The organism is Streptomyces sp. CB03234, assembly GCF_001905885.1.
Classification (GTDB): domain Bacteria; phylum Actinomycetota; class Actinomycetes; order Streptomycetales; family Streptomycetaceae; genus Streptomyces.
The window spans coordinates 211,633-236,788 of sequence record NZ_LIYH01000001.1; the positions used below are offsets into that span (position 1 = coordinate 211,633).

General features: G+C 72.3%; 25 protein-coding genes and 2 tRNA genes. 10 read left to right on the forward strand and 17 right to left on the reverse strand.

All coding sequences use genetic code 11. From position 1 onward, the window contains the following. Positions 1–16 precede the first annotated feature (16 nt). The 6 genes from AMK26_RS00970 to ehuB form a co-directional block, all read right to left on the reverse strand. Positions 17–90: transfer RNA gene (locus AMK26_RS00970), tRNA-Lys, on the reverse strand. 86 nt (positions 91–176) lie between these two features. Continuing rightward, positions 177–935: an IclR family transcriptional regulator gene (locus tag AMK26_RS00975; RefSeq protein WP_073750807.1), complete on the reverse strand. Its 759-nt coding sequence runs from the start codon at positions 933–935 to the stop codon at positions 177–179. A gap of 166 nt (positions 936–1,101) precedes the next feature. Continuing rightward, complete coding sequence (gene ehuA / locus AMK26_RS00980; protein ID WP_241837758.1) at positions 1,102–1,842, reverse strand: ectoine/hydroxyectoine ABC transporter ATP-binding protein EhuA; 741 nt, start codon at positions 1,840–1,842, stop codon at positions 1,102–1,104. Continuing rightward, positions 1,832–2,482: an ectoine/hydroxyectoine ABC transporter permease subunit EhuD gene (ehuD, locus tag AMK26_RS00985; RefSeq protein ID WP_073750809.1), complete on the reverse strand. Its 651-nt coding sequence runs from the start codon at positions 2,480–2,482 to the stop codon at positions 1,832–1,834. The genes ehuA and ehuD overlap by 11 nt, the downstream gene beginning before the upstream one ends. After that, positions 2,479–3,138, reverse strand: a complete 660-nt coding sequence (ehuC, locus tag AMK26_RS00990; protein WP_073750811.1) for an ectoine/hydroxyectoine ABC transporter permease subunit EhuC — start codon at positions 3,136–3,138, stop codon at positions 2,479–2,481. The genes ehuD and ehuC overlap by 4 nt, the downstream gene beginning before the upstream one ends. Then, a complete protein-coding gene (ehuB, locus tag AMK26_RS00995) occupies positions 3,135–4,031 on the reverse strand; it encodes an ectoine/hydroxyectoine ABC transporter substrate-binding protein EhuB (protein WP_073750813.1) in 897 nt (298 codons plus the stop codon). The genes ehuC and ehuB overlap by 4 nt, the downstream gene beginning before the upstream one ends. 42 nt (positions 4,032–4,073) lie before the next feature. Here ehuB and AMK26_RS01000 point away from each other — a divergent pair, with 42 nt between their 5' ends. Next, positions 4,074–4,571, forward strand: coding sequence for a DUF3830 family protein (locus tag AMK26_RS01000; RefSeq protein WP_073750815.1), 498 nt, complete (start codon positions 4,074–4,076; stop codon positions 4,569–4,571). Between the two features lie 15 nt (positions 4,572–4,586). Here the strand turns inward: AMK26_RS01000 and AMK26_RS01005 are convergent, their stop codons facing one another. Together AMK26_RS01005 and AMK26_RS01010 are read right to left on the reverse strand one after the other, a co-directional pair. Next, positions 4,587–5,984 carry an amidase gene (locus AMK26_RS01005; protein WP_073752913.1) on the reverse strand — a complete coding sequence of 466 codons (1,398 nt, stop codon included), beginning with the start codon at positions 5,982–5,984 and terminating at the stop codon, positions 4,587–4,589. Continuing rightward, entirely contained in the window at positions 5,977–6,927 is a 951-nt protein-coding gene (locus tag AMK26_RS01010; RefSeq protein WP_073752915.1) for a D-2-hydroxyacid dehydrogenase, read from the reverse strand. The genes AMK26_RS01005 and AMK26_RS01010 overlap by 8 nt, the downstream gene beginning before the upstream one ends. 58 nt (positions 6,928–6,985) lie before the next feature. Here AMK26_RS01010 and AMK26_RS01015 point away from each other — a divergent pair, with 58 nt between their 5' ends. From AMK26_RS01015 to AMK26_RS01030, 4 genes are all read left to right on the forward strand, one after another. Next, a complete protein-coding gene (locus tag AMK26_RS01015) occupies positions 6,986–7,786 on the forward strand; it encodes a maleate cis-trans isomerase family protein (RefSeq protein ID WP_073750817.1) in 801 nt (266 codons plus the stop codon). Then, positions 7,783–8,502 carry a maleate cis-trans isomerase family protein gene (locus tag AMK26_RS01020; RefSeq protein WP_073750819.1) on the forward strand — a complete coding sequence of 240 codons (720 nt, stop codon included), beginning with the start codon at positions 7,783–7,785 and terminating at the stop codon, positions 8,500–8,502. The genes AMK26_RS01015 and AMK26_RS01020 overlap by 4 nt, the downstream gene beginning before the upstream one ends. Before the next feature lie 61 nt (positions 8,503–8,563). Beyond that, entirely contained in the window at positions 8,564–9,634 is a 1,071-nt protein-coding gene (locus AMK26_RS01025) for an LLM class flavin-dependent oxidoreductase (RefSeq protein WP_073752917.1), read from the forward strand. Positions 9,635–9,884: 250 nt separating this feature from the next. Then, positions 9,885–11,579, forward strand: a complete 1,695-nt coding sequence (locus AMK26_RS01030) for a glycosyl hydrolase family 18 protein (RefSeq protein ID WP_073750821.1) — start codon at positions 9,885–9,887, stop codon at positions 11,577–11,579. 52 nt (positions 11,580–11,631) lie between these two features. On the opposite strand, the gene AMK26_RS01035 is transcribed toward AMK26_RS01030, so the two are convergent. Further along, positions 11,632–13,293, reverse strand: coding sequence for a putative bifunctional diguanylate cyclase/phosphodiesterase (locus AMK26_RS01035; RefSeq protein WP_241837805.1), 1,662 nt, complete (start codon positions 13,291–13,293; stop codon positions 11,632–11,634). 742 nt (positions 13,294–14,035) lie between these two features. On the opposite strand from AMK26_RS01035, the gene AMK26_RS01040 reads away from it, so the two are divergent. Continuing rightward, a complete protein-coding gene (locus AMK26_RS01040) occupies positions 14,036–15,277 on the forward strand; it encodes a M6 family metalloprotease domain-containing protein (protein WP_073750823.1) in 1,242 nt (413 codons plus the stop codon). 71 nt (positions 15,278–15,348) lie between these two features. On the opposite strand, the gene AMK26_RS01045 is transcribed toward AMK26_RS01040, so the two are convergent. The 6 genes from AMK26_RS01045 to AMK26_RS01070 form a co-directional block, all read right to left on the reverse strand. Beyond that, positions 15,349–15,422, reverse strand: a tRNA-Lys gene (locus AMK26_RS01045). Beyond that, positions 15,413–16,000: a bifunctional DNA primase/polymerase gene (locus tag AMK26_RS01050; protein ID WP_079277392.1), complete on the reverse strand. Its 588-nt coding sequence runs from the start codon at positions 15,998–16,000 to the stop codon at positions 15,413–15,415. Before AMK26_RS01050 ends, AMK26_RS01045 begins: the two co-directional genes overlap by 10 nt. A gap of 108 nt (positions 16,001–16,108) precedes the next feature. Next, the gene (locus AMK26_RS01055; RefSeq protein ID WP_073750827.1) at positions 16,109–16,462 is read right to left on the reverse strand and encodes a hypothetical protein; all 354 of its coding nucleotides are present in this window, start codon (positions 16,460–16,462) and stop codon (positions 16,109–16,111) included. A 118-nt stretch (positions 16,463–16,580) separates the two neighbouring features. After that, on the reverse strand, positions 16,581–17,909 hold the full coding sequence (locus AMK26_RS01060) for an AAA family ATPase (protein ID WP_073750829.1): 1,329 nt from the start codon (positions 17,907–17,909) through the stop codon (positions 16,581–16,583). Next, positions 17,906–19,492 (reverse strand): hypothetical protein, encoded by a 1,587-nt coding sequence (locus tag AMK26_RS01065; RefSeq protein WP_073750831.1) that lies wholly within the window; start codon positions 19,490–19,492, stop codon positions 17,906–17,908. Before AMK26_RS01065 ends, AMK26_RS01060 begins: the two co-directional genes overlap by 4 nt. Continuing rightward, positions 19,483–20,601 carry a hypothetical protein gene (locus AMK26_RS01070; RefSeq protein ID WP_073750833.1) on the reverse strand — a complete coding sequence of 373 codons (1,119 nt, stop codon included), beginning with the start codon at positions 20,599–20,601 and terminating at the stop codon, positions 19,483–19,485. The genes AMK26_RS01065 and AMK26_RS01070 overlap by 10 nt, the downstream gene beginning before the upstream one ends. 118 nt (positions 20,602–20,719) lie before the next feature. Between AMK26_RS01070 and AMK26_RS01075 the strand changes: the two genes are divergently transcribed. Further along, complete coding sequence (locus AMK26_RS01075) at positions 20,720–21,316, forward strand: histidine phosphatase family protein (RefSeq protein ID WP_073750835.1); 597 nt, start codon at positions 20,720–20,722, stop codon at positions 21,314–21,316. Here the strand turns inward: AMK26_RS01075 and AMK26_RS01080 are convergent. Further along, positions 21,313–22,647 (reverse strand): transcriptional regulator, encoded by a 1,335-nt coding sequence (locus AMK26_RS01080; protein WP_073750837.1) that lies wholly within the window; start codon positions 22,645–22,647, stop codon positions 21,313–21,315. The genes AMK26_RS01075 and AMK26_RS01080 overlap by 4 nt on opposite strands. 254 nt (positions 22,648–22,901) lie before the next feature. On the opposite strand from AMK26_RS01080, the gene AMK26_RS01085 reads away from it, so the two are divergent. The 3 genes from AMK26_RS01085 to AMK26_RS38310 all read left to right on the forward strand — a co-directional run bounded on the left by AMK26_RS01085 (position 22,902) and on the right by AMK26_RS38310 (position 24,551). Beyond that, on the forward strand, positions 22,902–23,354 hold the full coding sequence (locus AMK26_RS01085; protein ID WP_073752921.1) for a hypothetical protein: 453 nt from the start codon (positions 22,902–22,904) through the stop codon (positions 23,352–23,354). A gap of 97 nt (positions 23,355–23,451) precedes the next feature. Beyond that, on the forward strand, positions 23,452–24,318 hold the full coding sequence (locus tag AMK26_RS01090; RefSeq protein WP_073750839.1) for a spermidine synthase: 867 nt from the start codon (positions 23,452–23,454) through the stop codon (positions 24,316–24,318). A gap of 104 nt (positions 24,319–24,422) precedes the next feature. Beyond that, the gene (locus AMK26_RS38310) at positions 24,423–24,551 is read left to right on the forward strand and encodes a hypothetical protein (protein WP_274536104.1); all 129 of its coding nucleotides are present in this window, start codon (positions 24,423–24,425) and stop codon (positions 24,549–24,551) included. Between the two features lie 23 nt (positions 24,552–24,574). On the opposite strand, the gene AMK26_RS01095 is transcribed toward AMK26_RS38310, so the two are convergent. After that, on the reverse strand, positions 24,575–25,123 hold the full coding sequence (locus tag AMK26_RS01095) for a hypothetical protein (RefSeq protein ID WP_073750841.1): 549 nt from the start codon (positions 25,121–25,123) through the stop codon (positions 24,575–24,577). Between the last annotated feature and the right edge of the window lie 33 nt (positions 25,124–25,156).

Genomic DNA, 25,156 nt, shown 5'->3' on the forward strand with positions numbered 1-25,156 from the left:
GGGCTTCTTCCGTCTGTGCGCCGCCAGGGACTCGAACCCCGGACCCGCTGATTAAGAGTCAGCTGCTCTAACCAACTGAGCTAGCGGCGCCTGCTGACAGAGTTAATACTACCTGGTCCGAGCGGTGCTCCTGACCATCAGGCCGTGAGCTGGCTCACAGTCCGGCCCCCGGAGGTTTAGAGCGCCAGCGACAGCACCACCGGTGCCGCCTTGCGGTTCAGGGCGTCCGCCGCCGAGCGCAGCCGGTGTGCGTGCTCGATCGGGAGCGAGAGGGCGAGGCAGCCCACCGCCGATCCGGCCGTGAGCGGCACCGCCGCGCAGACTGTGCCCACCGCGTACTCCTGGAGGTCGAGCACCGGGACGGTCGGCGGCTGGCTGTCCAGCTTGGAGAACAGCACCTTCTCGCTGGTGATCGTCCGCGATGTGAGCCGGGCGATCTTGTGACGGGAGAGGTGGTCGCGGCGGCCGTTCTGGTCGAGCTGGGTGAGCAGGCACTTGCCGACCGCGCTGGCGTGGGCCGCCGAGCGGAAGTCCACCCACTCGTTGACCTTGGGCGTGTGCGGACCGTCGGCCATCTGGGTGATCTTGACCTCGCCGTCGATGTACCGGCTGATGTAGACGGCGGCGCCGACGGAGTCGCGCAGCTCGGTGAGCGTCTCCTGGAGCTTGTTCTGGAGGGCCTCACGGCGCGTGGCGCCCGAGCCCAGCAGCACCAGAGAGTCGCCCACGACATAGGCGCCGTCGCTGACCTGCTCGACGTACCCCTCGCGGCGGAGCATGAGCAGCAGTGGGGTCAGGTGGCCCGCCGGGAGCCCTGTCTCGCGTGCGATCTGGACGTCGGTCACCCCGCCGCCGTGCCTGGAGATCGTTTCGAGAACACGCAGGGCGTACTGCACCGAATGGAACGGCGCGGTCGGCTCGGGCTTCAGCGCCACGGTTTCCCCCTACCAGGTTGTGACCGCAAGCTTCCGTACCACGATAGCGGCCAAGAGCCGTTTCGTGGGCTCCTGTTGACAAGAAACTGTCCCGCCCCACGCGCATACGCTGGGGCGGGACACCAGGGCATATGCCCTTGGCAAACTTCCGGCGGGTAACGAAAGGTCAGAGCACCGCGCCGAGGAAGTCGCGCGTACGTTCGTGCTCCGGATCGGAGAAGATTTTCTCCGGCGAACCGGACTCGATCACCTTCCCGGAATCGAACATGAAGACCTCGTCCGAGATGTCGCGGGCGAAGTTCATCTCGTGGGTGACGCAGAGCATGGTGATGTCCCTGCTCCGGGCGATGTCCCGCAGCAGGTCCAGCACACCGGCCACCAGCTCCGGGTCCAGCGCCGACGTCACCTCGTCCAGCAGCAGCACCCGCGGCCGCATCGCCAGCGCCCGCGCGATCGCCACCCGCTGCTGCTGGCCGCCCGAGAGCTGGGCGGGTCTGGCGTCACACTTCTCGCCCAGACCCACCAGGTCCAGCAGCTCCCGGGCGCGCTGTTCGGCCTCGTCCTTGTCCAGGCCGAGGACCCGCACCGGCGCCTCGGTGATGTTGCGCAGCACCGACATGTTGGGGAAGAGGTTGAACTGCTGGAAGACCATGCCGATCTTCTTGCGCACCTCACGCCGCTGCTTCTCGTCGGCCGGGAACAGCCGGCCGCCGCCCACCTGGATGGTCCCCGAGTCGGGCCGCTCCAGGGTCATCAGCATCCGCAGGATCGTGGTCTTGCCCGACCCGGACGGGCCGATGAGCGTGACGTGCTTGCCCTCCTCCACCGAGAAGCACAGGTCGTCCAGGACCGTGTTCTCGCCGAAGCGCTTGCTGACGTTCTCGAAACGAATGAGTTCACTTGACAAGGCGGCGCTCCAGGGACCGTACGAAGAGGGAAGCCGGATAGGCGATGAGGACGAAGGCGACACCGACGACCGTCAGCGGCTCGGTGTACTGGAAGGTCGACGCGCTCTCCAGCCGCGACTGCTGGAGCAGCTCCAGCACACTGATCCCGGCCAGCAGCGGCGTGTCCTTCAGCATCGCGATGACGTAGTTGCCGAGCGCCGGCGCGATCCGGCGCAGCGCCTGCGGCATGATCACCGCGAACCACGTCCGGTGGGCGGGCAGGCTCAGCGCGGTGGCCGCCTCCCACTGCCCGACGGGCACGGCGTCGATGCCCGCCCGGTAGACCTGTGCGGTGTACGTCGAGTAGTGCAGCCCGATGGCGAGGGTTCCGGTGGTCAGCGCCGAGAACTGCACCCCCCACTCCGGCAGCACGAAGAACAGGAAGAACAGCTGCACCAGCAGCGGCGTGTTGCGGATGAACTCGGTCACCACATGCACCGGCCACCGCACGAAGCGGCTCGGCGCCCGGAAACCGGCCGCCCACACCAGCCCCAGCGTGAAGGAGATCAGCGAGCCGAGCACCAGCACCTGGAGGGTGACCAGCAGCCCGTCCCAGAAACGCGGCATGAAGTCCGCCACCGCGGACCAGTCCCAGGTCACTTGGCCACCACCCCCAGGTTGGCCTTGGTCTTGCGTTCGAGCGCCTTCATGGACCGGGTGATGACGAACGCGATCACGAAGTAGATCACCAGGATGATGGAGTAGATCTGCGCGCTCTCCTGGGTGGCCAGGCGCACCAGATACGCGGCGAAGGACACGTCGCCGACCCCGAGCAGCGACACCAGCGCCGTGCCCTTGAGCAGTTCGACGAGCAGGTTGCAGAAGCTCGGGATCATCTCGGGGACCGCCTGTGGCAGCACCACCAGCCGCATCCGCTGCCAGGGCGTGAAGCTGAGGGCGATGCCCGCCTCCCGCTGGGCGGCCGGTACGGAGTTGAGGGCGCCGCGCACGATCTCGGCGCCGTACGCCCCGTACGACAGGCCCAGTGCGAGCACCGCCGCCCACATCGGTACCAGCTGCCAGCCCAGCAGTGGCGGCACCACGAAGAACAGCCAGAACATCAGGATCAGCGCCGACGTGCCCCGGAAGACCTCCGTGTACGTGCCCGCGACGAAGCGGACGAACAGGGAGCGGTGGGTGCGGGCCATGCCGACGGTGAAGGCGACCAGCGCGGCCAGGGCGGAGCTGTAGACGAGGAGCTGGATGGTGATCCAGATGCCGGGCAGTACCCAGTTCTGCCAGAGTCCGGCGGTCATCGGCACAACTCCTCGGCGGTGAGGGTGGTCATCTCTGCCTGCGTGAAGCCGAACGGCCGCAGGATGCGGAACAGCTCACCGCTCTTCTTCATCGCGTGGATCTCGGCGTTGAAGGCGTCGCGCAGCTCCGTGTCGGTGGGGCGGAAGGCGAAGCCGCCGCCGTCGATCTTCTTCTTGCCGTCGACGACCGCCGCGAAGGGCGCCGTCGCCTCCGCCTTCCTGCTCTTCCTCACCACCTCACGGGTCGTCAGGGCCGTGGTGACGAAGGCGTCCACGCGGCCGGACTCGACGGCGTTCAGCCCGGCCACCTGGTCCTGGAGAATGACGATGTCCTTCTCGGGGTACCCGGCCGCCACGGCGTGGTCGATCTGCGCGTACCCGCTGCCGGTGGCGATCCTGGCCCCGGTGCGCACCACGTCCTCGTACGACCGGAGGTTCTTGGGGTTGCCCTTGCGGACGATGAACGAGTCGAGCATCTGGTACTCGGGGTCGGAGAAGATGACCTGCGCGCAGCGCTCCTTGTTGATGTACATCCCGGCCGAGACGACGTCGAACTGCTGCGAGTTCAGGCCGGGGATCAGGGAGGCGAAATCGGTCGCGACGGGCTGGACGCGGCCGATGCCGAGCCGCTGGAAGACCACCTTGGCCAGTTCCGGCGCCTCACCGGTGAACTCGCCCTGCTCGTCGACATACCCGTAGGGCACTTCGCCGGCGATACCGAGGCGGACGGTGCCCTGGGATCTGAGCCGGTCGAGCGCGTTGCCGGAGGCGACCCTGCTGCAACCGGTGGCCGCCGTGGCGCCCATGGCCGCCACGGCGGAGCCGAGCAGCAGGGTGCGCCGCGGTATGGAGCCCGTGGGGCCTGTTCTGTGTCGACGAGCTGTTCGAGCCATGGGCGCGCCGCTACCCGCCTCCGGGCGGGGTATGCCTACAGGATGGCCGACCGATACCTGACCGTGTCCCTCGACAAGCGCGGCGTACGGTGCACCGCGAGACTGCTGGACGACCGGGCGCCGTTGACCTGCACGGCCGTGTGGGAGGCGCTGCCGCTGGGCGGCGATGTCTACCACGCGAAGTATGCCCGTAATGAGATCTACGCCCTGTTTCCCGCCTTCGCGGACAGGGAACCGCCGCTGGAGAACCCGACCGTGACCCCCATTCCGGGCGATCTGTGTTATTTCACCTTCGAAGGTACGGAGTTGGGAACGGCGGCGTACGGATACGGGCGCGAAGAACTCGCCCACCGGCCCGTCACCGTCGACCTCGCCCTCTTCTACGAGCGCAACAACCTGCTGCTCAACGGCGACACCGGCTGGGTCCCCGGCATCGTGTGGGGCACGGTGGTCGACGGCCTCGACCGGATGGCCGAGGCCTGCCAGGACCTGTGGCGCGCGGGCGCGCTCGGAGAGACGCTCAGCTTCCGCCGGGCGTAGACCCGGGCGTAGCCCTCAAGGCTTGGGGACGTTCGCCGCGCCCGACTCGTACAGCGCGTGCGCCGCCCGCAGCACCAGATCGTCCCGGTGGCGGGCGGCCACCAGCTGCAGCCCGATCGGCAGACCCTCGCCGTCGGTGCCCACGGGCACGGACGCGGCCGGCTGCTGCGTCAGGTTGAAGGGGTACGTGAACGGCGTCCACGCCGTCCACCGCCGCATCCCCTCCGGCGCCTCCCGGCCCACGTCGAACGCCGTCAGCGGCAGCGTCGGCGTCACCAGCACGTCGTACGCGGAGTGGAACCTGCCCATCCGGCGGCCCAGCGCCGCCCGCACGTCCACCGCCGCCAGATACTCCACCGCGCTGTACCGCGCCCCGCGCTCGCCGATCTCCCGCAGCCCCGGATCCAGCAGCTCCCGCTGCTCCCGCCCCAATTGCTGGACCAGCCGCGCCGCCCCGCTGAACCACAGCGTGTGGAAGGCGTCCACCGGGTCCGCGAAGTCCGGATCCGCCTCCTCCACGTACGCCCCCAGCCCCGCCAGCCGCTCCACCGCCGCCCGCACCGCCGACGCCACCTCCGGGTGCACCGCCACCTGCCCGCCCAGGGACGCCGAGTAAGCGACCCGCAGCCCCTTCACGCCCTCCTGCAGCGTGGCGCTCACCGGCCGCGCCGGGCCCAGGTGCGACCAGTCCCGCCAGTCCTCCCCACTGATCACGTCCAGCAGCAGCGCCGCGTCCGCCGCGTCGCGGGTCATCGGGCCCGCGTGCGCCAGCGTGCCGTACGGGCTCGCCGGATAGATCGGCACCCGCCCGTACGTCGGCTTCAGCCCGAAGACCCCGCAGAACGACGCCGGGATGCGGATCGATCCGCCCCCGTCCGACCCCAGCGACAGCGCCCCCGCCCCCAGCGCCACCGCCGCCGCGCTGCCCCCGCTGGAACCGCCCGCCGTCCGCGACGGATCGTGCGGGTTGCGGGTGATGCCCGACAGCGGCGAGTCCGTGACGCCCTTCCAGCCGAACTCCGGCGTCGTCGTCTTGCCCAGGAACACCGCCCCCTCCTCCCGCATCCGCGCCACCGACGGCGCGTCCTCGTCCCAGGGGCCCTCCCTCCGTACGGTCCTCGAACCGCGCAGCGTCGGGCCACCCGCCTGGAGCAGGACGTCCTTCACCGTCACCGGCACCCCGTCCAGCCGCCCCCTCGGCTCCCCGCGCCGCCACCGCTCCGCCGAGGCGGCCGCGCCCGCCAGCGCCTCCTCCGCGTCCACCCGCACGAACGCGTTCACCAGCGGCTCCACCGCCTCGATCCGGTCCAGCGCCGCACGCACCGCGTCCACCGGCGAGAAGTCGCCACGCGCGTAACCGTCGAGGAGTTGGCGGGCGGTCAGATCCGTGAGGAACGTCGTCGGCTCAGTCATGCACGGGTACGTACCCACGTTTCTTGTCCACCACGTTCGGCAGCGGCTGCCCGGCCGCCCACAACTCGTACATCTCCACGAACTGCGCCCCCAGCCGGTCCCGCCAGCCCACCGTGTCCCCGCTCATGTGCGGCGAGATGATCAGCCCCGGCACGTCCCACAGCGCACTGTCCTCGCCGAGCGGTTCCTCGGTGAACACATCCAGCGCCGCCCCCGCGATCCATCGCTTGCGCACCGCTGTCACCAGGTCGTCCTCCACGACCAGCCGCCCTCGCCCCACATTGATGAACCGCGCCGACGGCTGCATCAGCCCAAAACGACGCGCGTCGAACATCCCGCGCGTCGATTCCGTCAGCGGCGCCGCACACACCACCCAGTCCGCCCGCGTCAGCAGCAGGTCCAGCTCATCCGCCCCATGGATACGCGGCCGCGCCGTCCGCCCCACGACCGCCGTCCGCACGCCCAGCGCCCGTAGCGTCGTGGCGATCGCCCGCCCGATCGGCCCCGCCCCGACCACCACCGCGCGGCTGCCCGCGACCATCAGGCCCTCGCGATGCCGCCAGAGGCGCTGCCGTTGCAGCTCCAGCGAGCCCGGCAGGTCCTTCGCCATGGCCAGCACCAGACCCGCCACGTACTCGGCGATCGGCTCCTCGAACACGCCCCGCGCGTTCGTCACCACCGTGTCCGACGCGACCAGTTCAGGACACAGCAGCCGGTCCACCCCCGCGCTCGGCGTGTGCACCCAGCGGGGTCTCGGCCCGTCACCCGGCCACGCCACGCGGACCGCGTCGGAGGTGAAGTCCCACACCAGGAGCACATCGGCGGTGGGAAGCCCGGCGGCGAGGGTGTCCTCGTCGGCGTACCGCACCTCCGCCTGCCCGATCAGACGGCCGAGGCGGGGCGGAGGGTCTGCCTCGAGAACGAGGATTGTCGGCAACGGCATCAATTGACCACGCTCGCACCCGAACCTACCGTCGTCAACAAGAGGCTGGGGGTTGGCCATGGACGTCTCCTTCCTGGGCGGGCCCGGCCCGCAGCGCGGTGTCGGCGTCGTCGCGCCGTTCGACTTCGCCCTCGACCGCGAACTGTGGCGCTGGGTGCCCGACGAGGTCTCGCTGCGGCTGACCCGCACGCCGTACGTGCCGGTGGAGGTGTCCCTGGACCTGGCCCGGCTCGTCAGCGAGCACCAGACGCTGACGGAGGCCGTACGGGCGCTGTCGGCGTCCGAGCCGGAGGTCGTCGCCTACGCCTGCGCCTCCGGCAGTTTCGTCGCCGGCCTGGCGGGGGAGCGAGCCATGTGCGCCGCGATGACCCGGGCGGGCGAGGTGACCTCGGTGACGACCTCCGGCGCCCTCCTGGAGGCGCTGGCCGAGCTGGGCGTCCACCGGATCGCGCTGGTCACGCCGTACACCGAGTCGGTGACCCGGGCGCTGGAGGACTACCTGCGGGAAGCCGGGGCAGCCGTGACGGGGCGGGCCTTCCTCGGGCTGACCCGGCACATCTGGAAGGTGCCGTACCGCGAGGTGGTGGACATGGCGCGGCGGGCGGTGGTGGACACGGTGTCCCGCCCGGCCGACGTGCTGTTCATCTCCTGCACGAACCTGGCGACGTACGACGTGATCCCGCAGCTGGAGGCGGAACTGAGGATGCCGGTGCTGACCGCGAACCAGGTCACCATGTGGGCGGCGCTGCGCCGGATCGGCGCCCGCGCCGTCGGGCCGTACCAGGCGCTGCTCATGAACGGGGCCCAGCCGGCCCCCGGGGCCCCGTCGGCCCCCGACCCCCAGGAGGGCGTGACATGACGACTGTCGGACTGCTCTACCCCGGGCACTCCGCCGAGGACGACTACCCCCGCATCGAGACGCTGCTGAGCGGCGTCAACGTGCCGATCGTCCACACCGACATCGGTGAGGACGCCCACCGGGTCGACGCGCTGCTGGAGATGGGCTCGGTGGAACGGCTCGCGACGGGTGTCGAGGAGCTGCGCCTGTCCGGCGCCGAGTCGGTGGTGTGGGCGTGCACGAGCGGATCGTTCGTGTACGGGTGGGAGGGAGCCCATGAGCAGATCCGTGCCCTTGCGGTGCGGGCCGGGCTCCCGGCGTCGAGCACCTCGTTCGGCTTCGCCCACGCGGTACGGGAGGTGGGCGCCGGGCGGGTGGCGGTGGCGGCCACGTACCCGGAGGACGTCACGGAGCTGTTCGTCCGGTTCCTGAAGGCGGCCGGGGTCGAGGTCGTCGCCTCCCGGGCGGGCGGGGTCGTCACGGCGGCCGAGGTCGCGACGTGGGGGCCGGAGCGGGTGCTGGAGCTGGTGCGGGCGGCCGACCATCCGGGAGCGGAGGCCGTCCTCGTACCGGACACGGCGCTGCACACGGTGGGGTGCCTGCCGCAGCTGGAGGCGGCGGTGGGCAAGCCGGTGCTCACGGCGAACCAGGTGACGGTGTGGGAGGGGCTGCGGCTGGCGGAGCGGCGGGGGGCGTGGTCGACGGAGCTGGGGGCGTTGTTCGCGCGCAAGGAATAAAGCGGAGAGGGCCTCCTGTTGTGGGGTGCTGTACGTGTTTCCCGCGCAGGAGGGCCCACCGGTGAGCGATGACGTGATTCGAGGTACGGCGAACGGGACCGCGCCCGTACCTCTGTCGGTACTGGACCTGGTCACCGTCGGCAGCGGCCGCACCGCCACGCAGGCCCTGGCCACCAGCGTCGCCCTCGCCAAGCTGGCCGAGCGGCGCGGCTACCACCGCCACTGGGTCGCCGAACACCACTCCATGCCCGGTGTCGCCTCGTCGTCGCCGGCCGTGATTCTCGCCCACCTCGCCGCCCACACGACGCGCATCCGCCTCGGCTCGGGCGGCGTCATGCTGCCCAACCACGCGCCGCTCGTCATCGCCGAGCAGTTCGGCACCCTGGAGGCGATGGCCCCGGGCCGTATCGACCTGGGGCTGGGCCGGGCCCCCGGGACAGACGGAGCCACGGCTGCGGCACTGCGCCGTACGTCGCGGGTGGGGGAGGGGGCCGACGATTTCCCGGAGCAGCTCGCGGAGCTGGTGCGGTTCCTGGACGACGACTTCCCGGACGGCCATCCGTACGCCCGGATCCACGCCGTCCCGGGGCCCGTGCAGGGACCGTCCGGACGGCCGCCCGTGTGGCTGCTGGGGTCCTCCGGATTCAGTGCCCGGCTGGCGGGGATGCTCGGGCTGCCGTTCGCGTTCGCCCACCACTTCTCGGCGCGGAACACCGTCCCGGCGCTCGACCTGTACCGGGACTCGTTCCGGCCTTCGGCGGTGCTGGACGCGCCGTACGCCTTGATCGGCGTCTCGGCTCTTGCGTCGGAGGACGAGCGGGAGGCGCGGCGGCAGGTGCTGACCGGGGCCCTGTCGATGGTCCGGCTGCGCACCGGGCGGCCCGGTCTGATCCCGACGCCGGAGGAGGCGGAGGCGTACGCGTTCAGCGACGCCGAGCGGCACTTCGTCGACGACTGGCTGGCGAACGTCGTGCACGGCACGCCCGACGCGGTGCGGGTCGGTCTGGACGACCTCCAGAAGCGCACGGGCGCCGACGAGCTGATGATCACGGCCAACGCGCACGGCGCGGAGGCGCGGCTGCGGTCGTACGAGCTGATCGCGGACGCGTACGGTTTCGGGGCGGCCGGGTGATGGCCGGGTGATGGCCGGGTGCGGGCCGGTTCTGCCTTGGGAACGGCCGCACAAGATCCCTAAGTGAGCCTTAAACCGCTCGTCACCGGTGGTGGCGGGCGGTTCTTCGTGGGGTGGGGAGGGCTGTGACGAGGGTTTTCTTGCTCGGATTGGTCTAGTCCTCATTTGGTCCGGACCATTGACGCGGTGTTCACGCGGCGGCTACTACTTCTCCAACTCCCGTACCGCACACCCCCCTCGGAGGCCGCACGTGCACCACCGCAGACCCCTCATCGCCGCGCTCACGAGTGTGGTGCTCGCCGCCGGCGCGCTGGCCGCCGTCGGTGGCACGGCCACCGCCCAGACCGCCGCGTCGTCCTCCGGCGGGGTGAAGATCGCGTACTACGACCAGTGGAGCGTGTACGGGAACGCCTTCTATCCCAAGCACCTCGATACGCGGGGGATCGCCGGCAAGCTCGACATCATCAACTACTCGTTCGGCAACATCCATCCGACCGAGCTGACCTGTTTCCAGGCCAACAAGGCCGCCGGTGACGACAACAACCCCAACGCCGGTGACGGCGCGGGCGATTCGTACGCCGACTACCAGCGTTCGTTCTCGGCCGCCGACAGCGTCGACGGCGTCGCCGACAAGTGGGACCAGCCGATCGTGGGCGTCTTCAACCAGTTCAAGGAGCTGAAGGCGAAGCACCCGCATTTGAAGATCAATATTTCGTTGGGCGGGTGGACCTACTCCAAGTACTTCCACGACGCCGCGAAGACCGATGCGAGCCGGAAGAAGCTCGTGGCCTCGTGCATCAAGCAGTACATCGCCGGTGACCTGCCGGTCGAGGGCGGTTACGGCGGTCCCGGCACCGCCGCCGGGATCTTCGACGGCATCGACATCGACTGGGAGTACCCGGGCTCGCCCGACGGTCACCTCGGCAACCACTACGGGCCCGAGGACAAGCAGAACTTCACCCTGCTGCTGGCCGAGTTCCGCAAGCAGCTGGACGCCTACGGGGCCGCCCACGGCGGCAAGAAGTACCTGCTGACCGCTGCCCTGCCGGCCGGGCAGGACAAGATCAAGCACATCGAGACGGACAAGATCGGCGCGTACCTCGACTACGCGAACATCATGACGTACGACATGCACGGTGCCTGGGACGGCGACGGGCCCACCTATCACCAGTCGCCGCTGTACTCCGGTGCGAGTGATCCGACCGATCCCATCAAGCCCGGGACCGAGAAGTACTCGATCGACAACGCCATCGACGCGTGGATCGACGGCAAAGCGGCGTACGGCATCGCGGGCGGGTTCCCCGCGAACAAGCTGACGTTGGGGTACGAGTTCTACTACCGGGGGTGGAAGGGCGTTCCGGCCGGGGCGAAGAACGGTCTCGCGCAGCCCGCGACCGGTGCCTCCGCCGCCCGGCCGGTCAGCCAGCAGGCCGGTATCGCGCACTACAAGGAGCTCGGCGGCATCGTCGACAACGCGGCGACGACTTTCTGGGACGAGGAAGCGAAGGCGTCCTATTTCTACAAGAACGGTGAGTTCTTCACCGGGCTGGACAAGCGGTCCATCCAGGCCCGTGCGGACTACGCCCACAGCCGGGGCCTGGCGGGCGCGATGATGTACTCGCTGCTCGGGCTGGATGAGAAGACCACGCTGCTGAACGACATCGTGGCGGCGGTCGGTGGCTCTCCGGCGAACCCGACACCCACGCCGACGCCCACGCCCACGCCGACGCCCACGCCCACGCCCACGCCGACGCCCACGCCGACTCCTACGAACCCGCCGACCGGGTGCACGGCGACGGCGGCCTGGTCACCGGCCGTGGAGTACACCGGTGGCGCGCAGGTCTCCCACAAGGGCCGCACCTGGAAGGCCAAGTGGTGGACGAAGGGCGAGGAGCCCGGCACCACGGGTGAGTGGGGTGTCTGGCAGGACCTCGGCGCCTGTTGACCCTCCCGCACAGCGCCGCCCCTGCCCGTGGTCCCCTCCGGGCAGGGGCGGATCAGTCCGGAGCGATGCCGATCAGTTCCGCGATGCGTTCCGCGGTGACCGCGCGGGAGTAGAGCCAGCCCTGGCCGGTGTCGCAGCCGATCCGGCGCAGCCGGGCCGCCTGGCCGGACGTCTCCACGCACTCGGCCGTGACGGTCAGCCCCAGCCGGTGCGCGAGCTGCACCAACGCCTCGACGATCACCTCGTCCGCGGGGTTGGGGTGCTCCTCGTCCTGGAAGCCGCGGACGAACGAGCCGTCGAGCTTGAGGACGGAGACGGGGAGGCGGCTGAGGTAGGCGAGGTTGGAATAGCCGGTGCCGAAGTCGTCGATGGCGATGCGTACCCCCATGTCGCTGAGCGCCTGGAGGGCCTGCAGCGGCCGCCCGGCCGAGCCCATCACCGCCGACTCGGTCAGCTCCAGTTGGAGGAGGTGGGGGGCGAGTCCCGTTTCGGCGAGGATCTCGGCCACGTCGGCGACCAGGTCGGAGTCCCACACCTGGCGTACGGCGACATTGACGCTGACGAACAGCGGCCGTTCGCTCGGGTGGTCCAGCTGCCACTGCCGGGCCTGGCGGCACGCCGTACGCAGCACCCAGCGGCCGAGCTGGACGATCGAGCCGTCCTCTTCAGCAATTCCGATGAACCGATTCGGCGCCAGTGGACCGAACTGCGGGTGGTGCCAGCGGACCAGTGCCTCCACGCCTCGTACGGTGCCGTCCGACATGCCGACGAGCGGCTGGTACTCCAGGGCGAACTCGCCCCGTTCGACGGCCGGGCGGAGGGTGGAGGAGAGCGACTGCCGTGTCATGCGGTGGGCGTTGCGCTCGGGGTCGAAGAGCGTCCAGCGGGCCTTGCCGTCGGCCTTGGCCCAGTACAGGGTGGTGTCGGCGGCCTGCATCAGGCCGTTGACGGTGGTGCCGGCGGCGGTCCGTTCGACGACGCCGATGGACGCCGACACCGACAGCCGCTGCCCGGCCAGGTCGAACGGCCGCTGCACGGCGGTGAGTACGGACCGGGCGAGGTCGGCGAGCTGTTCCGTACCGGTGGAGTCCTCGACCAGGATCGCGAACTCGTCGCCGCCGAGCCGGGCCACCAGGTGCCCGCCGCCGCGGGTGTAGCCGTCGCTGTCGGCGCACTCGGTGAGCCGGGCGGCGACGGCGGCGAGGAGCCGGTCGCCGACGCGGTGCCCGAGGGTGTCGTTGACCGCCTTGAACCCGTCGAGGTCCAGGTAGCACAGGCCGATCCGGCCTGTGCCGCCGTCGTCGTACGAGGAGTTCTCCAGCGCGGAGGTCAGGCGCTCGAAGAACAGGGTGCGGTTGGGGAGCCGGGTCACCGGGTCGTGCATCTGCAGGTGGCGCAGCCGCGCCTGGAGCTGGCGCCGGTCGCTGATGTCGGCGATGGACAGCAGGACGCCCCGGCTGGGCGTGACCGGCGCGACGGTCACCTCGGCCCACAGGGAGCGCCCGTCGGGATGTTTCAGGCGGCGCGTGCAGCGGAAGCGGGAGCGGCGGCCGCGCAGCACTTCGCGGTAGGCGTGCCAGGTGCGGCTGTCGGACGCGAGGTCGACGAGGTCGGCGGCGGCCTGCTCGCGGAGGGAGGCGGTGTCGGTGCCGAGCAGCGCGGCGAGGGCGTCGTTCGCGGTGACGACCAGTCCCTCGGGGTCGACGACGGCCATGGCGATGTGGGCGGCGTTGAAGGCGGCGCGGTAGTCGTGCGGGGCGTGCCCGTCGATGGTGCCCGCGTCGTGGTGGGGGGCCGGGACGTGGTCCGGGGCGGGCGCGAGGCAATCCGGGTCCGGGTCCGGGCGGTGGCCGGGGTCCGCGGCCGGGGCGCGGTAGTGCGGGCCGAGGTCCGGGTCGTCCGGTGTGTGCTCCCGGGAGGCGCCCGGGGGCCGCTCGGGTGGCGCCTGCGCGTCGCGCGACGCGCGGGAATCGGGCACCTCCGGGGGGACGCGAGCGGCGGTCGCCGACTGGCGCGGTTCGCCGACGGTTTCATGACGCTCTGTGACCGGCCGCCGGGCGGTTCCGGTCGGTGAGACTGCCGCAGCTCCCGGTCCTTCGGAGGTTCCGTTCACGGCTCGCTCCCGCAAGGCAGTTGTGACGCACAGATGTGGTCGGGATGGGTCGGCCAGGAAAGTGTGCCGATCATAGAGGCTCTCGCGGCGGCCATTCCAGCGCCGCCACCGGGTGAGACGCGTGGGGTTGTTGTGAGGAACCCCACCGTCCACAGGTGGCCGATCGTTTCTGCACGGGTGTGGCACGGGCCGGTCCTGCCGTGATCGGTTGTGACTGTCGGTGAACTTCGCGGACCGGCGGGGCGCGTCGGCCACTCACCCAACTGGGGCAGTGGAACAGGACGTACCACCACATAACACCACAGGGTGGTGGGACGTCCCGTATGCCGCACCGGAGGTCGACGTGGAGGGTCAGCAGACACCCGAGGGAGTGGAACGCCGCCGCCTGCGGTCCACCGCCGCGGGCCTCTTCGCTCTCCTCTCGCTCGCCGCCACCGGCCTCGTCGCCGGCCCCGCGAGCGCCGTCCCGGCGGCGGGCCCGTGCGCCCTGCCGCGTACCGACGCCCATCACTCGCTCGGCCTGGACACGTGGAACGACGCCTACCCGCGGCCCGTCCGCGAGCTCGACGCGCTCATGGTCTTCCTGTCGTTCCCCGACTCCCGGCCGCTGACCGCCCCGGACGAACTCGCCGCCGACTACTTCCCCGCCACCAGCCAGTTCTTCGAGCGCGCCTCGTACGGCACGTTCACGCTGCGCCCGCACCCGCGGCGCGAGTGGGTCCGGATGCCGCACGCCTCCACCTCGTACGCCATACGGCGCGACTGGGAGCCCGGCCGGCGCGCCGCCTACCTGCGGGACGCGCTCGCCGCGGCCGACCCGGTGGTCGACTTCTCGCGGTACGACATCGTCTACCTGGTCGCCGACCCGGACGCGCCCGGCGTGGACTCCGACGCCACGAAAGTCGTCAACTTCAACACCCCGCTGTACGCCGACGGCGCGGCGATCAAGCGGGTGGTGACCGTCTTCGAGCGGCACCCACCGGACCGCAACGTCCTGGCCCATGAGACCGGACACATCTTCGACCTGCCGGACCTCTATCACCGGCCGATGGACGGCAAGGGCGACTGGGACACCCATGTGGGTGACTGGGACGTGATGGGCAGCCAGTTCGCACTCGCCCCGGAACTCTTCGGCTGGCACAAGTGGAAGCTGGGCTGGCTGAACCGGCGCCAGGTGCACTGCATGGGCGGGCCCGGCAGCAGCCGCTTCACCCTGGAACCGCTGGCGGCGGCGCCCGAGCGGGGCGCGTCGGTCGGCACCCGGCTCGCGGTCGTCAGGACCGGCGGCAACAGCGCGCTGGCGATCGAGGCCCGCGGGGCGAGCGGGAACGACCACGGCACCTGTACGGAGGGCGTGCTGATCTACCGGGTCCGCACGGACGCCGTGTCGGGCGCCGGCCCCGTCGAGGTGGTGGACACCCACCCGTCGACCGACGCCTGCTGGGACCGGTCGGTCTACCCTCCGCTGGCGGACGCGCCACTGGGCGTGGGGGAGACGTTCACGGTGCCGGGGGAGAACACACGGGTCGAGGTCGCCGACCGGACGCGGACGGGCACGTGGACGGTGCGGGTGACCGTGGAGTGACGTACGGCCGGGACGTACGGCCGGGACGTACGAAAAAGCCCCTCGCTTCCGCGAGGGGCTTTTCCCGTCTGTGCGCCGCCAGGGACTCGAACCCCGGACCCGCTGATTAAGAGTCAGCTGCTCTAACCAACTGAGCTAGCGGCGCCTGCTGACGTCGTAGACATTAGCACCCTGATCGGCGGGAGGAAAAATCGACATCCGTACCCCGGCGGCGGCCCCCGCGCGGGCCGCCCGCACACAGGCCCAGAGGATCACCTCCGGTCCCGGCAGCCACGGGTGCCGGGTGTCCGGCGCGACCAGCCAGCGCGGGGCGCCGCCGCTGTCCGGTGCCGGTGTCAGCGGGGGCACGGTGATCGCGTCTCCGGTGCCGTGGCAGAGCAGGGGCGGTACGGCGTCCCCCCACTCCTCCCAGCCGAGCAGGGACGGCAGCCGGTGGGCCGTACCGGGGGCGGTGAACAGCAGCGTCCGGCCGCGGTGCGCGGCGACCGGGCCGGAGCCCGGACCCTCCGCCCACAGCCGGTCGAGCATGCGGCGCCCGAAGACCGACTCCACGCTCACCACGTCGAAGGCCGAGCCGCACGGCAGCACCGCCGGCGCGGTCGGCCGTGACTCCCACAGGGCGAGGGTGGAACGCGGGTACGCCGTGGCCGACGCCAGCCAGCCGGCTCCGGCCGCCGTGACCTCGGTGGTGTGGTGGACGTCGTCTCGCAACCATGCGCTCATGACATCCACATCTACCGGCCGTGATGAACCGGTTCCGGTGAGTTGCCGAAAACCGGGACAGGGTGGGGTGAGGAGGAGTATCTTGCGCCCCCGTCATATGCCACCCGGCTACTCCTCGCCGGGGCGGCCTCCGCTGCGGAGCAGGTCCCGACCGAACTCGATCATCTTCTTGGCATAGTCCTCGGTCCACTCCGCGCGCTCGGCGATGTCCCCGGCCGTCAGCCGGTCGAACCGCTGCGGATCGGCGAGCTGCGCCGCCGCGACCGCCTGGAACTCCACCGCCCGGTCGGTCGCCGCCCGGAACGCCAGCGCCAGCTCGGTGGACCGGGCGAGCAGCTCCCTGGGGTCCTCCATCGACTCCAGGTCGAAGAAGTGCTCGGGGTCGGAGGCGGCCTCCGCAGGCTCGAAGAGCAGGGGCGCAGGCCTGAGCCGCCGCTGCTCGCTCCGCTCGGTTTCCGCCATGAACCTCTCCTCTTCGCACGACGTGCTTCCCCCACCCGCGGGGACGCCCCCGTCGCGATGGACCACCTTCCATTCTCCCGCCCGGCGCAAGTACGCCCCCCGCGGACCGGGTGGGCCCCTACGGCGACCACGCCACCCGGTGCTCCGACAGGTGGGACAGCACCGCGTGGTTCGCCTCCCAGCCGTCCGGGAACTTGACCGTCACGCCCAGCTGCACCGGCTCCGTCGACGGGTGCTCGTCCAGCAGGTCCGCGACGCCCGCCCGGCACACCACGACGCACGCGTGCCGGTGCCGGGACGCCAGCACGCACAGGCGGCCCGTCTCCAGGTGGAACGCCGTCGCGTCAGGGCGGCCCGACAGGGGATGCAGGACGACCGTCACGTCGTACTCCCGCCCCTGGAGACGGTTCGCCGTGTCCACCGTGACCCCCGCCACGCCCAGGTCCGCCAGCGCCGCCCGCACCGCCGCCGCCTGGTCGCGATGCGCCGTGCCGACCGCGATCCGGCCGGGCGTCAGGGGTACGGGCTCCTCGGCGCGCTCGCTGGTCGCCGCCCCGCCCCGGTCGAGCAGCCGCCGCACCACCAGCGCCACCGCCCGTACCGCCTCCGGGTCCGTACGCGGGGTGTGCCGGGCCGGCAGCTCCAGCAGCCCCCAGCCCGACGCGGCCGCCTCGTCCAGCACCCGGTCCGGGCCCGAACCGTCCGACGCCACCCCGAAGGACAGCCGCCGGTCACCGGGCCCCGTCCCGCTGCGGAACGGCGTGTACGGGTAGAACGCGTCCGACACGAGCGGCGCCGCCGACGCCGGGAGCCGCCAGGAGACCGGCAGCCGGTGCTGCGGCAGATCCGGGTTGTGGGCCAGCAGGGTCGAGACCGCACTGGCCGAGGGGTCGTACGACAGGCCCGCCCACTGGTCCGCGCCGACCACGCTGAACGGGTCCAGCTGCCCCGGGTCGCCCACGAACAGCGCCCGCTCGAACAGCCCCGCCACCGCCAGCAGCGCGTCCGACCGCATCTGGTACGCCTCGTCGACGATGGCGTGCCCCCACGGCTCGACGCCCTTCACATGCGCCCACTTCGCGGCCGTCGAGATCACCACGTCCAGCCCGGCGAGGTCCGCCGCCTTCGCCGACTTCCGTACGTTGCCGAGGTCGTCGAGCGCCTTGTCGTACGGGTCCGAGTCGTTGCTGTGCAGCCGGCCCACCGGCAGCTCCGGCTCCTTCTCGGCGAGCCGCAGCACCAGGTCGTCGACCTGCGCGTTCGTCTGCGCGACGACCATCAGGGGCCGGCCGGCCGCCGCGAGCTCCAGCGCGGCCCGCACGACGAGCGTCGACTTGCCCGCGCCCGGCGGCGAGTCCACGACGACACCCCGCGCCTCCCCGCGCAGCGTGTCGTCGAGGATCTCCCGGGTCGCCCGGGCGGCCTCCGCGGAAGGGTCGAACGTCACAGCAGGTCCTCCGGGGTCACGGGGTCGGGGCTCTCGGCATCGCTCCGGGGAGGCCCGCCGTGCGTCCACGGCGTCTCCTCCGGGTCCGGCAGCTTCGGGCCCACCCGCTGGTCGTGCTCGAACAACGTCCACACCAGACGGTCGCCCTTCTCCGGCACCGAGCCCTCCGCCGGGTCCTTCGAACGCCCCATCCGGTCCAGCAGCCGCAGCACCAGCGACCCGTCCTCCTCCTGCCGTACGAACTCCGCCGCCTGCGGCTTGCCCTCCAGGGACCGGTACACCTTCACCCGGTCACCCAGGTGCGGCCGGTCGTCCGTCCGCACCGTCAGCAGCGGCCGCGGCGAGGGCCGCTTCGACTCCGACCAGGCCATCGTCACGTCCACCACCTCGGCGAGGAACGCCTCGCCCGCCAGGCGCCGCCCCGCCATCACCAGCGGGTCGTCCAGCGCCTCCTGCGCCTCCAGCTGCGCCTGGGCGCTCTCCCGCGCGGCCAGCTTGTTCGCCGCCGTCACGGCGTCGTCCCGGCGCGGCTGGGGCGGCTCGCCCGCCCGCACCCGGTCCCGGTGGCCGGTGAACGACCAGCGGTCCCGCGTCCACCGGTCCGCCACCCGCGCGCCCGGCGGCAACTCCCGCACCAGCTCGATCGCCCGCCACACCGCCTGCCAGGTGGGCCGCAGCTGGGTCAGGATCAGCCGCCGGACCTCACCCTCGGCCCGGTGCAGCTCGCCCAGCCGTTCGTCGGCCGCCTCCCCGTCCTCCGCCGACGCCAGAGCCTGCCGGGCCCGGTCGTACCGCTCGATCGCCGGCGCCAGCAGCCGGTTGTCGAACGCCGGGTCGGTCGCCGGACCGGCCGGCGGGCACAGCAGCTGACCGTCCCGGTCCCGCGCCAGCTCCGCCCGCAGCGCCGCCTCCGCGCCCGACTGCCCGTCCGGCGCGTCGACCCAGGCCAGCAGCGCCCCCAGATGCTGGTCCTCCAGCGACGACTGGCCCGTCGCCCAGTGCCGGCTCAGCAGGTCCGTCGCCGCCAGCAACAGCGACGAGCCCGGCACCCGCGCCCGCTCCCCGTAGTGCGTCAGCCACCGGCCCAGCAGCGGCACGCGCGGCGGCGCCGGGAACGGCGTCTCCGGATCCTGCTCGGCCGTGCGCCGGAACCGCGTCGACCGGCCCAGCAGCCGGACGTACTCGACGCCCGCGCGGCTCGGCACGATCAGCTGCGGCGCGTCCGCGCACAGCTCCACCTCGACCTTGACCTTCTTGCCGGTCTCCGGGTCGGTTTCGTTCCTCTCCGCCGCCTCGACGTCGTCCGCGTACGAGTCGAGGTGGGGGATCACCGCCTCGGCCAGGTCCGCCAGGAACGCGAACCGCAGGTCCCGGTCGCGCGGCTGTGCCACCACCAGCAGCCGCGGCTCCTCCGGGTCCGTGCCCACCAGCGCCCCGAGCGGCGCACCCGCCTCACCGGCGGTCGTCAGCGGAACGAGGACCAGCGGCCGCTCCGACACATGCCGGTGCCGCACCGTCGCCAGCGGCTGCGCCCGCCCGGACTCGACGGCCTCCAGCCGCGCCAGCGTGGAGATCAGCGACATGCGCCCTCCAAGGACTCCGCCCGCAGCGCCGCCGCCCGCCGCAGCGCCGACACCGCCGGGTCGTCCGGGTCACCCGACTCCCCCCGCGCCGCCGCCAGCACCGCGCCGACCGTCGTCAGCCCGCCCAGCTCACCGCGCACCGAACGCCCCAGCGCCTCCACCGCGTCCGCCGCCCGCGCCCGGTCGCGGCAGTGGAACGCCAGCTCGCACGCGGCCAGGCACTCCGGCGCGTACGCATGCGGAACCGCCTCCACCGCCGCCGCCAACTGCTCCGCCGAGCACGCCGCCACATCGAAGGTGACCCCCTCGGGCAGCGCGGCCGCGATGTCCTCGATCCGGGTCAGCCGGGCCAGCTGCCGCCGGGTCACCGACAGCTGCTTGCGTACGTCGACGACGGAGCCGGCCGGCTGGTTGGAGAAGTCCTTCGGGCACACCAGCAGCACCGAGTGCGCCACCGAAGCGCCCTCCGTCAGCGCCGCCACCCGCTCCAGCGCCAGCACGTACACCGCGGCCTGCCGGGCCGCCGCGCCCACCTTCGCCGCGTCCGCCGAGCCGTCGACCATCGGGAACGACTTGATCTCCACCACCGTCCACCGCCCGTCCGGACGCACCACCACCGCGTCCGGCTCCAGATACGCCGGTGAACCGGCCACCTCCAGCGCCAGCATCGGGTGGTCCAGCAGCGACCACGCCCCGGCCGCCGTCGCCTCCCGCAGCGCCAGCGCCGTACGCGCCGCACGCCCCTCAGGCCCGGCCGCCGCCAGGTCGGGGACCCGGACGTCCCCGGGCTCGGCCACGCCCAGCAGCCGCATCAGCTCCATACCGCCGTCGGCCTTCACCTTGGCCTCGAAGGCATTGCCCCGCATGAACGCGAACTGCGACTGCCCGAAGCCCGACGGCGCCCCCAGCGCGGACGCCAGCGCCGCCTTGTCGACCCCGGCACCGTCCAGCAGCGCCCGGCGCTTGCAGCCGGGATTGGCGGCCAGCGCCGCCAGCGCGCGGGCATCCAGCGGACGCGGCGCGGTGGCGGGGCCACGCAGCTCGGCGAGCTGGTGCCGCAGTGTCGTCTGCGGACGCCGAACCGGTCCGCTGCCCAGGGATTCGCTCACCCGCGGAAGTCTCGCATCCGCCACTGACAACCGGGGCCCTGATCCCCACCATCCATCGCGGCGGGGCCGTGCGCGATGATGGACGGACACCCCACGCGAGAACGTACGGAGAGCCCTCATGGCACCGCGGATCCTGCTCGCCCGGCACGGCCAGACCGAATGGTCGCTGCTCGGCAAGCACACCGGCAGGACGGACATACCGCTGCTCGAGGAGGGCCGCCGGGGCGCGAAGCTGCTCGGCGAACGGCTCCACCGCGGGCCCTGGGACGGCCTGGACGGCTTCGAGATCCGTACGAGTCCGCTGGCACGCGCGCGTGAGACCTGCGAACTCGCCGGCTTCGGCGACCGCGCCGAGCGCTGGGACGCGCTGATGGAGTGGGACTACGGCGCGTACGAGGGCATGACACCGGCCGAGATCAAGGCGGGCCGGCCGGACTGGTTCATCTGGCGCGACGGCGTGCCCGAGGGGGAGACCCTGGCGCAGCTGTCCGCCCGCGCGGACCAGGTCGTCACCTGGGCCCGCTCGGCCGACCGGGACGTCCTGGTCTTCGCCCACGGGCACATCCTGCGCTCCATCGCGGCGCGCTGGCTGGGCGAGGACGTCTCCTTCGCGGCCCGCGTCCGCCTCGACCCGACCAGCCTGTCGGCCCTCGGCTGGGCCTACGGCGCCCCCGCGATCGAACGCTGGAACGACACCGGCCACCTGGAGAGCTAGGGCGTCTCCAGGACCGCGCGGCGGGCGAGGAAGGCCGTGACGGCCGCGCTGTCCCGGTGCGGGGCGAGCAGGGCGACCGTCTCGGCCAGCAGCGCGCGGATGCGGCCCGACTGGACGTCGTCCAGCAGGTCCAGGACCCGTTCACCGGCCGCCGCGGCCTCCTCCGGGGAGCCGCCGCGCGCCAGGTCGGCCGCCAGCTGGACCCGGTAGAGCGCCAGGTTCCGGGTGAAGTGCGGGTCCTGCAGGACCGTCGCGCGGTGCGCGTGCCGGGCGGCGCGCGACCAGTCGCCCAGGGCGGACCAGCACTGCGCCTCCAGCGCCTCCAGCTCCGGTTCGCCGAAGAACGACATCCACTCCGGGTCCGCGTCGCCCGGACCGCGCCCGAACAGGGTGTGCGCCCGCCCCAGCGCCTCCTCGCACGCCGCCCGGTCGCCCAGCCCCGCCCAGCCGCCCGCCTCGCGCAGCGTCAGCAGGGACAGCAGCCGCGCCGACGACAGGTGCTTGCCCGCCCGCTGCCCGGCCTGCGCCGCCCGTACCGCCTCCCGGAACCGGCCCTCGTCCCTGGCCAGGAACGAGGCGTTGGAGAACGCGTGCGCCTCCAGGGCGGGATCGCCCGCCACGCGCGCGGTGGCCAGGGCTTCCGCGTAGTGGGAGCGGGCGTCCTCCAGGCGGCCCGAGTCGTGCGCCAGCCACCCCACCGAGAGCGCCAGCTCACCGGCGCCCGCCTGCATCCGGTCGGCGGCGGACTGGCGGGTCGCCGTCCCGGCGTCCAGCAGCGCGTAGGCGGTACGGAGCGGCTCGGCGGCCATCCGGTACAGCCGGTCGGCGCCGTGCCGGTCGTCGAACAGGCGGATGCGTCGCACCGCCTCCTCGACGGCGTTCACCTCGGCCTCGCCGAACCTGCCGCCGGCACGCGGCGCGGGGACGGCGCCGCCGATACCGAGCGAGGCGGCCGCCACCGTGGCGGTACCGCTCGTCATGAATGCGCGACGCAGCACGTCGCTCTCCTCATCGTTCCGGATGGTGATCTGTGGCGCCGGTACGGCGGCGGCCGCGGCACGCGCCCCCCGGCCGCGTACCCGCTCCCGCGCGACGAACCCCAGATCCGTCAGGGACAGTCCGGGGAACATGTGCAGGAACACCCGTTCGTACGCGTAGTTCGGGCAGCGGATCTCGCCCGACTCCACACGCCCGATGTAGCGGGCGTCACACGCCACCTGCTCGCCGATCTCCCGGGCGGCCCGGCGGACCGCGGCCGCGAACTCCCCCGGGGAGCGCTGCCCGCGCAGTCGGCGGAAGGCGAGATTGGGAACTGCCCGTGACGTCGCCATGGCCGAGCCCTCTCCTGCGTACTGCACTGCCGTTGTTCCGGCGGAGCAAGAACGTACCTGCTGTGACGGACCGGCCACGCGGTGTTTGGCTACAAATCGGATATCTCGTCCGCGATCCGCCATGAACTGCCATCCTTTGCGGCGGCGTGCCGCCGTAGCCGTTGACGCGCATGGGCGTTGAACCATGCGGAGAGACGCAACGTGTCTCCATACGGGGACTCGAGCGAGGAGGGGATCCCTTGTTGGAGGTCGGCATGCAGGTGAATCCGCAGTCCGGTGGCGCGTCACCCACCACCGCACAGCACTGGCCGACACCGGACGCGAGCGCCCCGCCCACCGAGGGCGAGCCCTGTGATCTGGTGACCGTCCCGGCCCGTCAGGGCCTGGAAGCCGTCGACATCCTGCGGCGCGGCGGCGCCCCGCTCGTCGGACCGGTGCTGCACGACGGGTCGTGCGACACCCTGGGCTTCCTCGTCCCGCCGGGCACCGCCGCCGGCTGGGACATGCCGGGCAGCGCCTGCACCCAGACCTCCGGGCGCGGCCTGCGGATCCCTCCCCTCCCCGGCGCCCAGCCCGAGCCCCCCGTCTCCGGCACCGGCTGGCTGCTGCCCCCGACGGACACCGGCCCGGTCACCGACCCGGTCGTCCTGCGCGAAGCGCTCGGCGAGGCCGCCCGTCTGATCGAGGCCGCCGACAACTGCCGATAGCGCCGGGGCACCTGCCGAAGCGCCCGGGCACCTGCCGAGAGCATCACTGCACCTGCCGACAGCGCCCGGGCCCGCCCCGGGACCCGATAATGGGCGGATGGCAAGGAACAAGCGGCGCGGGCGCGGCTCGGCGGCCGAGGCCGTCGTCGAGACCGTGGCCGGCGGGGTCGCCGAACTCGTACCCGACCCGGAGCGCGCGCGGGCCTGGACGTTGCTCATCGACGGGGCGCCCCAGTCGCACGTGGACCTCGACGAGCCGGCCCGGCTGGGCTTCGCGTACCAGCGGCGGCTCGGCCATGTCGCCGACCTCGCTGCACCTCCCGGGCGGCCCCTCCAGGTGGTCCACCTCGGCGGCGGTGCCTTCACCCTCGCCCGGTACGTCGCCGCCACCCGGCCCCGCTCCACCCAGCAGATCGTCGAGCTGGACGCACCCCTCGTGCAGCTGGTGCGCCGCGAGCTGCCGCTCGACCCGGCCGCCCGCATACGGGTCCGCAGCGCCGACGCCCGCGCCGGGCTCGGCAAGGTGCCGGACGGCTGGGCGGACCTGGTCATCGCCGACGTCTTCAGCGGCGCCAGCACCCCGGCCCACCTCACCAGCACCGAGTTCCTCGCCGACGTGCGCCGCGTCCTCAAGCCCGGCGGGCACTACGCCGCCAACCTCGCCGACGGGCCACCGCTGGCCCATCTGCGCGGCCAGGTCGCCACCGCCGCCTCCGTCTTCCCCGAGCTGGCGCTCGCCGCCGACCCGACCGTGCTGCGCGGGCGCCGCTTCGGCAACGCCGTCCTCCTCGCCTCCGACGCACCCCTGCCCGTCGCCGAACTGACCCGCCGGGTCGCCACCGATCCGCACCCCGGACGGGTGGAGCACGGGCGGGGGCTGGCCGACTTCACGGGCGGGGCGGCCCCCGTCACCGACGCGAACGCCAAGGACTCCCCCGTACCGCCGCCCTCCGTGTTCCGCTAGCCACCCGTCTAGCCACACGTCCGCATGGTGGGCGCATCCTTGCCAGGAATGAGACACCGAGGCGAAAATCGGACAATTGTCCCCCGTACGGAAAGAGGGCACTCATGGGTAAGCATGTCCATGTTCGCGTCCATCAGGGCATGGGCGTCTCCGAGAGCGGCGAACTCATCGAGCACTACCAGTGCCGCTGCGGCGCCACCTTCACGAAGTCGTACCCGGCCGACGAGGAGTGAGCGCCGACGAGGAGTGAGCGCGGCTAGCGCTCCTCGATCTGGACCATCGGCGCGTGGTCGTGCCACGTGCAGAACACGTCGGTCTCCCTGCCGTCCCTGCTGAACGTCACACGGATGTACGTCGGCTGCTTCCACACCTGCATCTGCCAGCCCGCCGCCGGGGTCGCCGAGACCAGCTCCGCCGACGAGGCGCCGATGTCGAAGGCCACCCGGCCGCCGTCGACCGTGTAGCTCTTCACCTCGCCGCTGCTCGCGGGCGGCGCGCTCGTCTCCGGTGCCGGGGGGCGCGACGGGGCGACCGGCGGTTTCCGGCTCGGCGTGGGAGAGGCGGGCGCGGACGGCGTGGCACTCGTCGGCGCCGGCGATGCCTCCGGGCGCCGCGTGGACGAGACCCGCGGCGCCACGCTCGGCGCCGCCGCCGGGCGGTCGGCCGTGATCGGCAGGGCGCGCGGAGGGTCGTACGCCGTCCCGGCCATCACCGTGTGCACGCCCCACCACGACAGAGTGACCGCCGCGCCCGTGGCGAGCGACCACGCCATGGCATGTACGAGTCCTCTACGCATCCGGGCCATCCTGCACCACCCACCCCAGGCGTCAACACCGGT

Bases quoted from the DNA above. Each gene is read 5' to 3' on its own strand.
- ehuC (WP_073750811.1), bottom strand. From the start codon at position 3,138: ATGACCGCCGGACTCTGGCAGAACTGGGTACTGCCCGGCATCTGGATC.
- ehuB (WP_073750813.1), bottom strand. From the start codon at position 4,031: ATGGCTCGAACAGCTCGTCGACACAGAACAGGCCCCACGGGCTCCATA.
- AMK26_RS01000 (WP_073750815.1), top strand. From the start codon at position 4,074: ATGGCCGACCGATACCTGACCGTGTCCCTCGACAAGCGCGGCGTACGG.
- AMK26_RS01005 (WP_073752913.1), bottom strand. From the start codon at position 5,984: ATGACTGAGCCGACGACGTTCCTCACGGATCTGACCGCCCGCCAACTC.
- AMK26_RS01010 (WP_073752915.1), bottom strand. From the start codon at position 6,927: ATGCCGTTGCCGACAATCCTCGTTCTCGAGGCAGACCCTCCGCCCCGC.
- AMK26_RS01015 (WP_073750817.1), top strand. From the start codon at position 6,986: ATGGACGTCTCCTTCCTGGGCGGGCCCGGCCCGCAGCGCGGTGTCGGC.
- AMK26_RS01020 (WP_073750819.1), top strand. From the start codon at position 7,783: ATGACGACTGTCGGACTGCTCTACCCCGGGCACTCCGCCGAGGACGAC.
- AMK26_RS01035 (WP_241837805.1), bottom strand. From the start codon at position 13,293: ATGGCCGTCGTCGACCCCGAGGGACTGGTCGTCACCGCGAACGACGCC.
- AMK26_RS01050 (WP_079277392.1), bottom strand. From the start codon at position 16,000: ATGAGCGCATGGTTGCGAGACGACGTCCACCACACCACCGAGGTCACG.
- AMK26_RS01055 (WP_073750827.1), bottom strand. From the start codon at position 16,462: ATGGCGGAAACCGAGCGGAGCGAGCAGCGGCGGCTCAGGCCTGCGCCC.
- AMK26_RS01065 (WP_073750831.1), bottom strand. From the start codon at position 19,492: ATGTCGCTGATCTCCACGCTGGCGCGGCTGGAGGCCGTCGAGTCCGGG.
- AMK26_RS01075 (WP_073750835.1), top strand. From the start codon at position 20,720: ATGGCACCGCGGATCCTGCTCGCCCGGCACGGCCAGACCGAATGGTCG.
- AMK26_RS01080 (WP_073750837.1), bottom strand. From the start codon at position 22,647: ATGGCGACGTCACGGGCAGTTCCCAATCTCGCCTTCCGCCGACTGCGC.
- AMK26_RS01085 (WP_073752921.1), top strand. From the start codon at position 22,902: ATGCAGGTGAATCCGCAGTCCGGTGGCGCGTCACCCACCACCGCACAG.
- AMK26_RS01090 (WP_073750839.1), top strand. From the start codon at position 23,452: ATGGCAAGGAACAAGCGGCGCGGGCGCGGCTCGGCGGCCGAGGCCGTC.
- AMK26_RS38310 (WP_274536104.1), top strand. From the start codon at position 24,423: ATGGGTAAGCATGTCCATGTTCGCGTCCATCAGGGCATGGGCGTCTCC.
- AMK26_RS01095 (WP_073750841.1), bottom strand. From the start codon at position 25,123: ATGGCCCGGATGCGTAGAGGACTCGTACATGCCATGGCGTGGTCGCTC.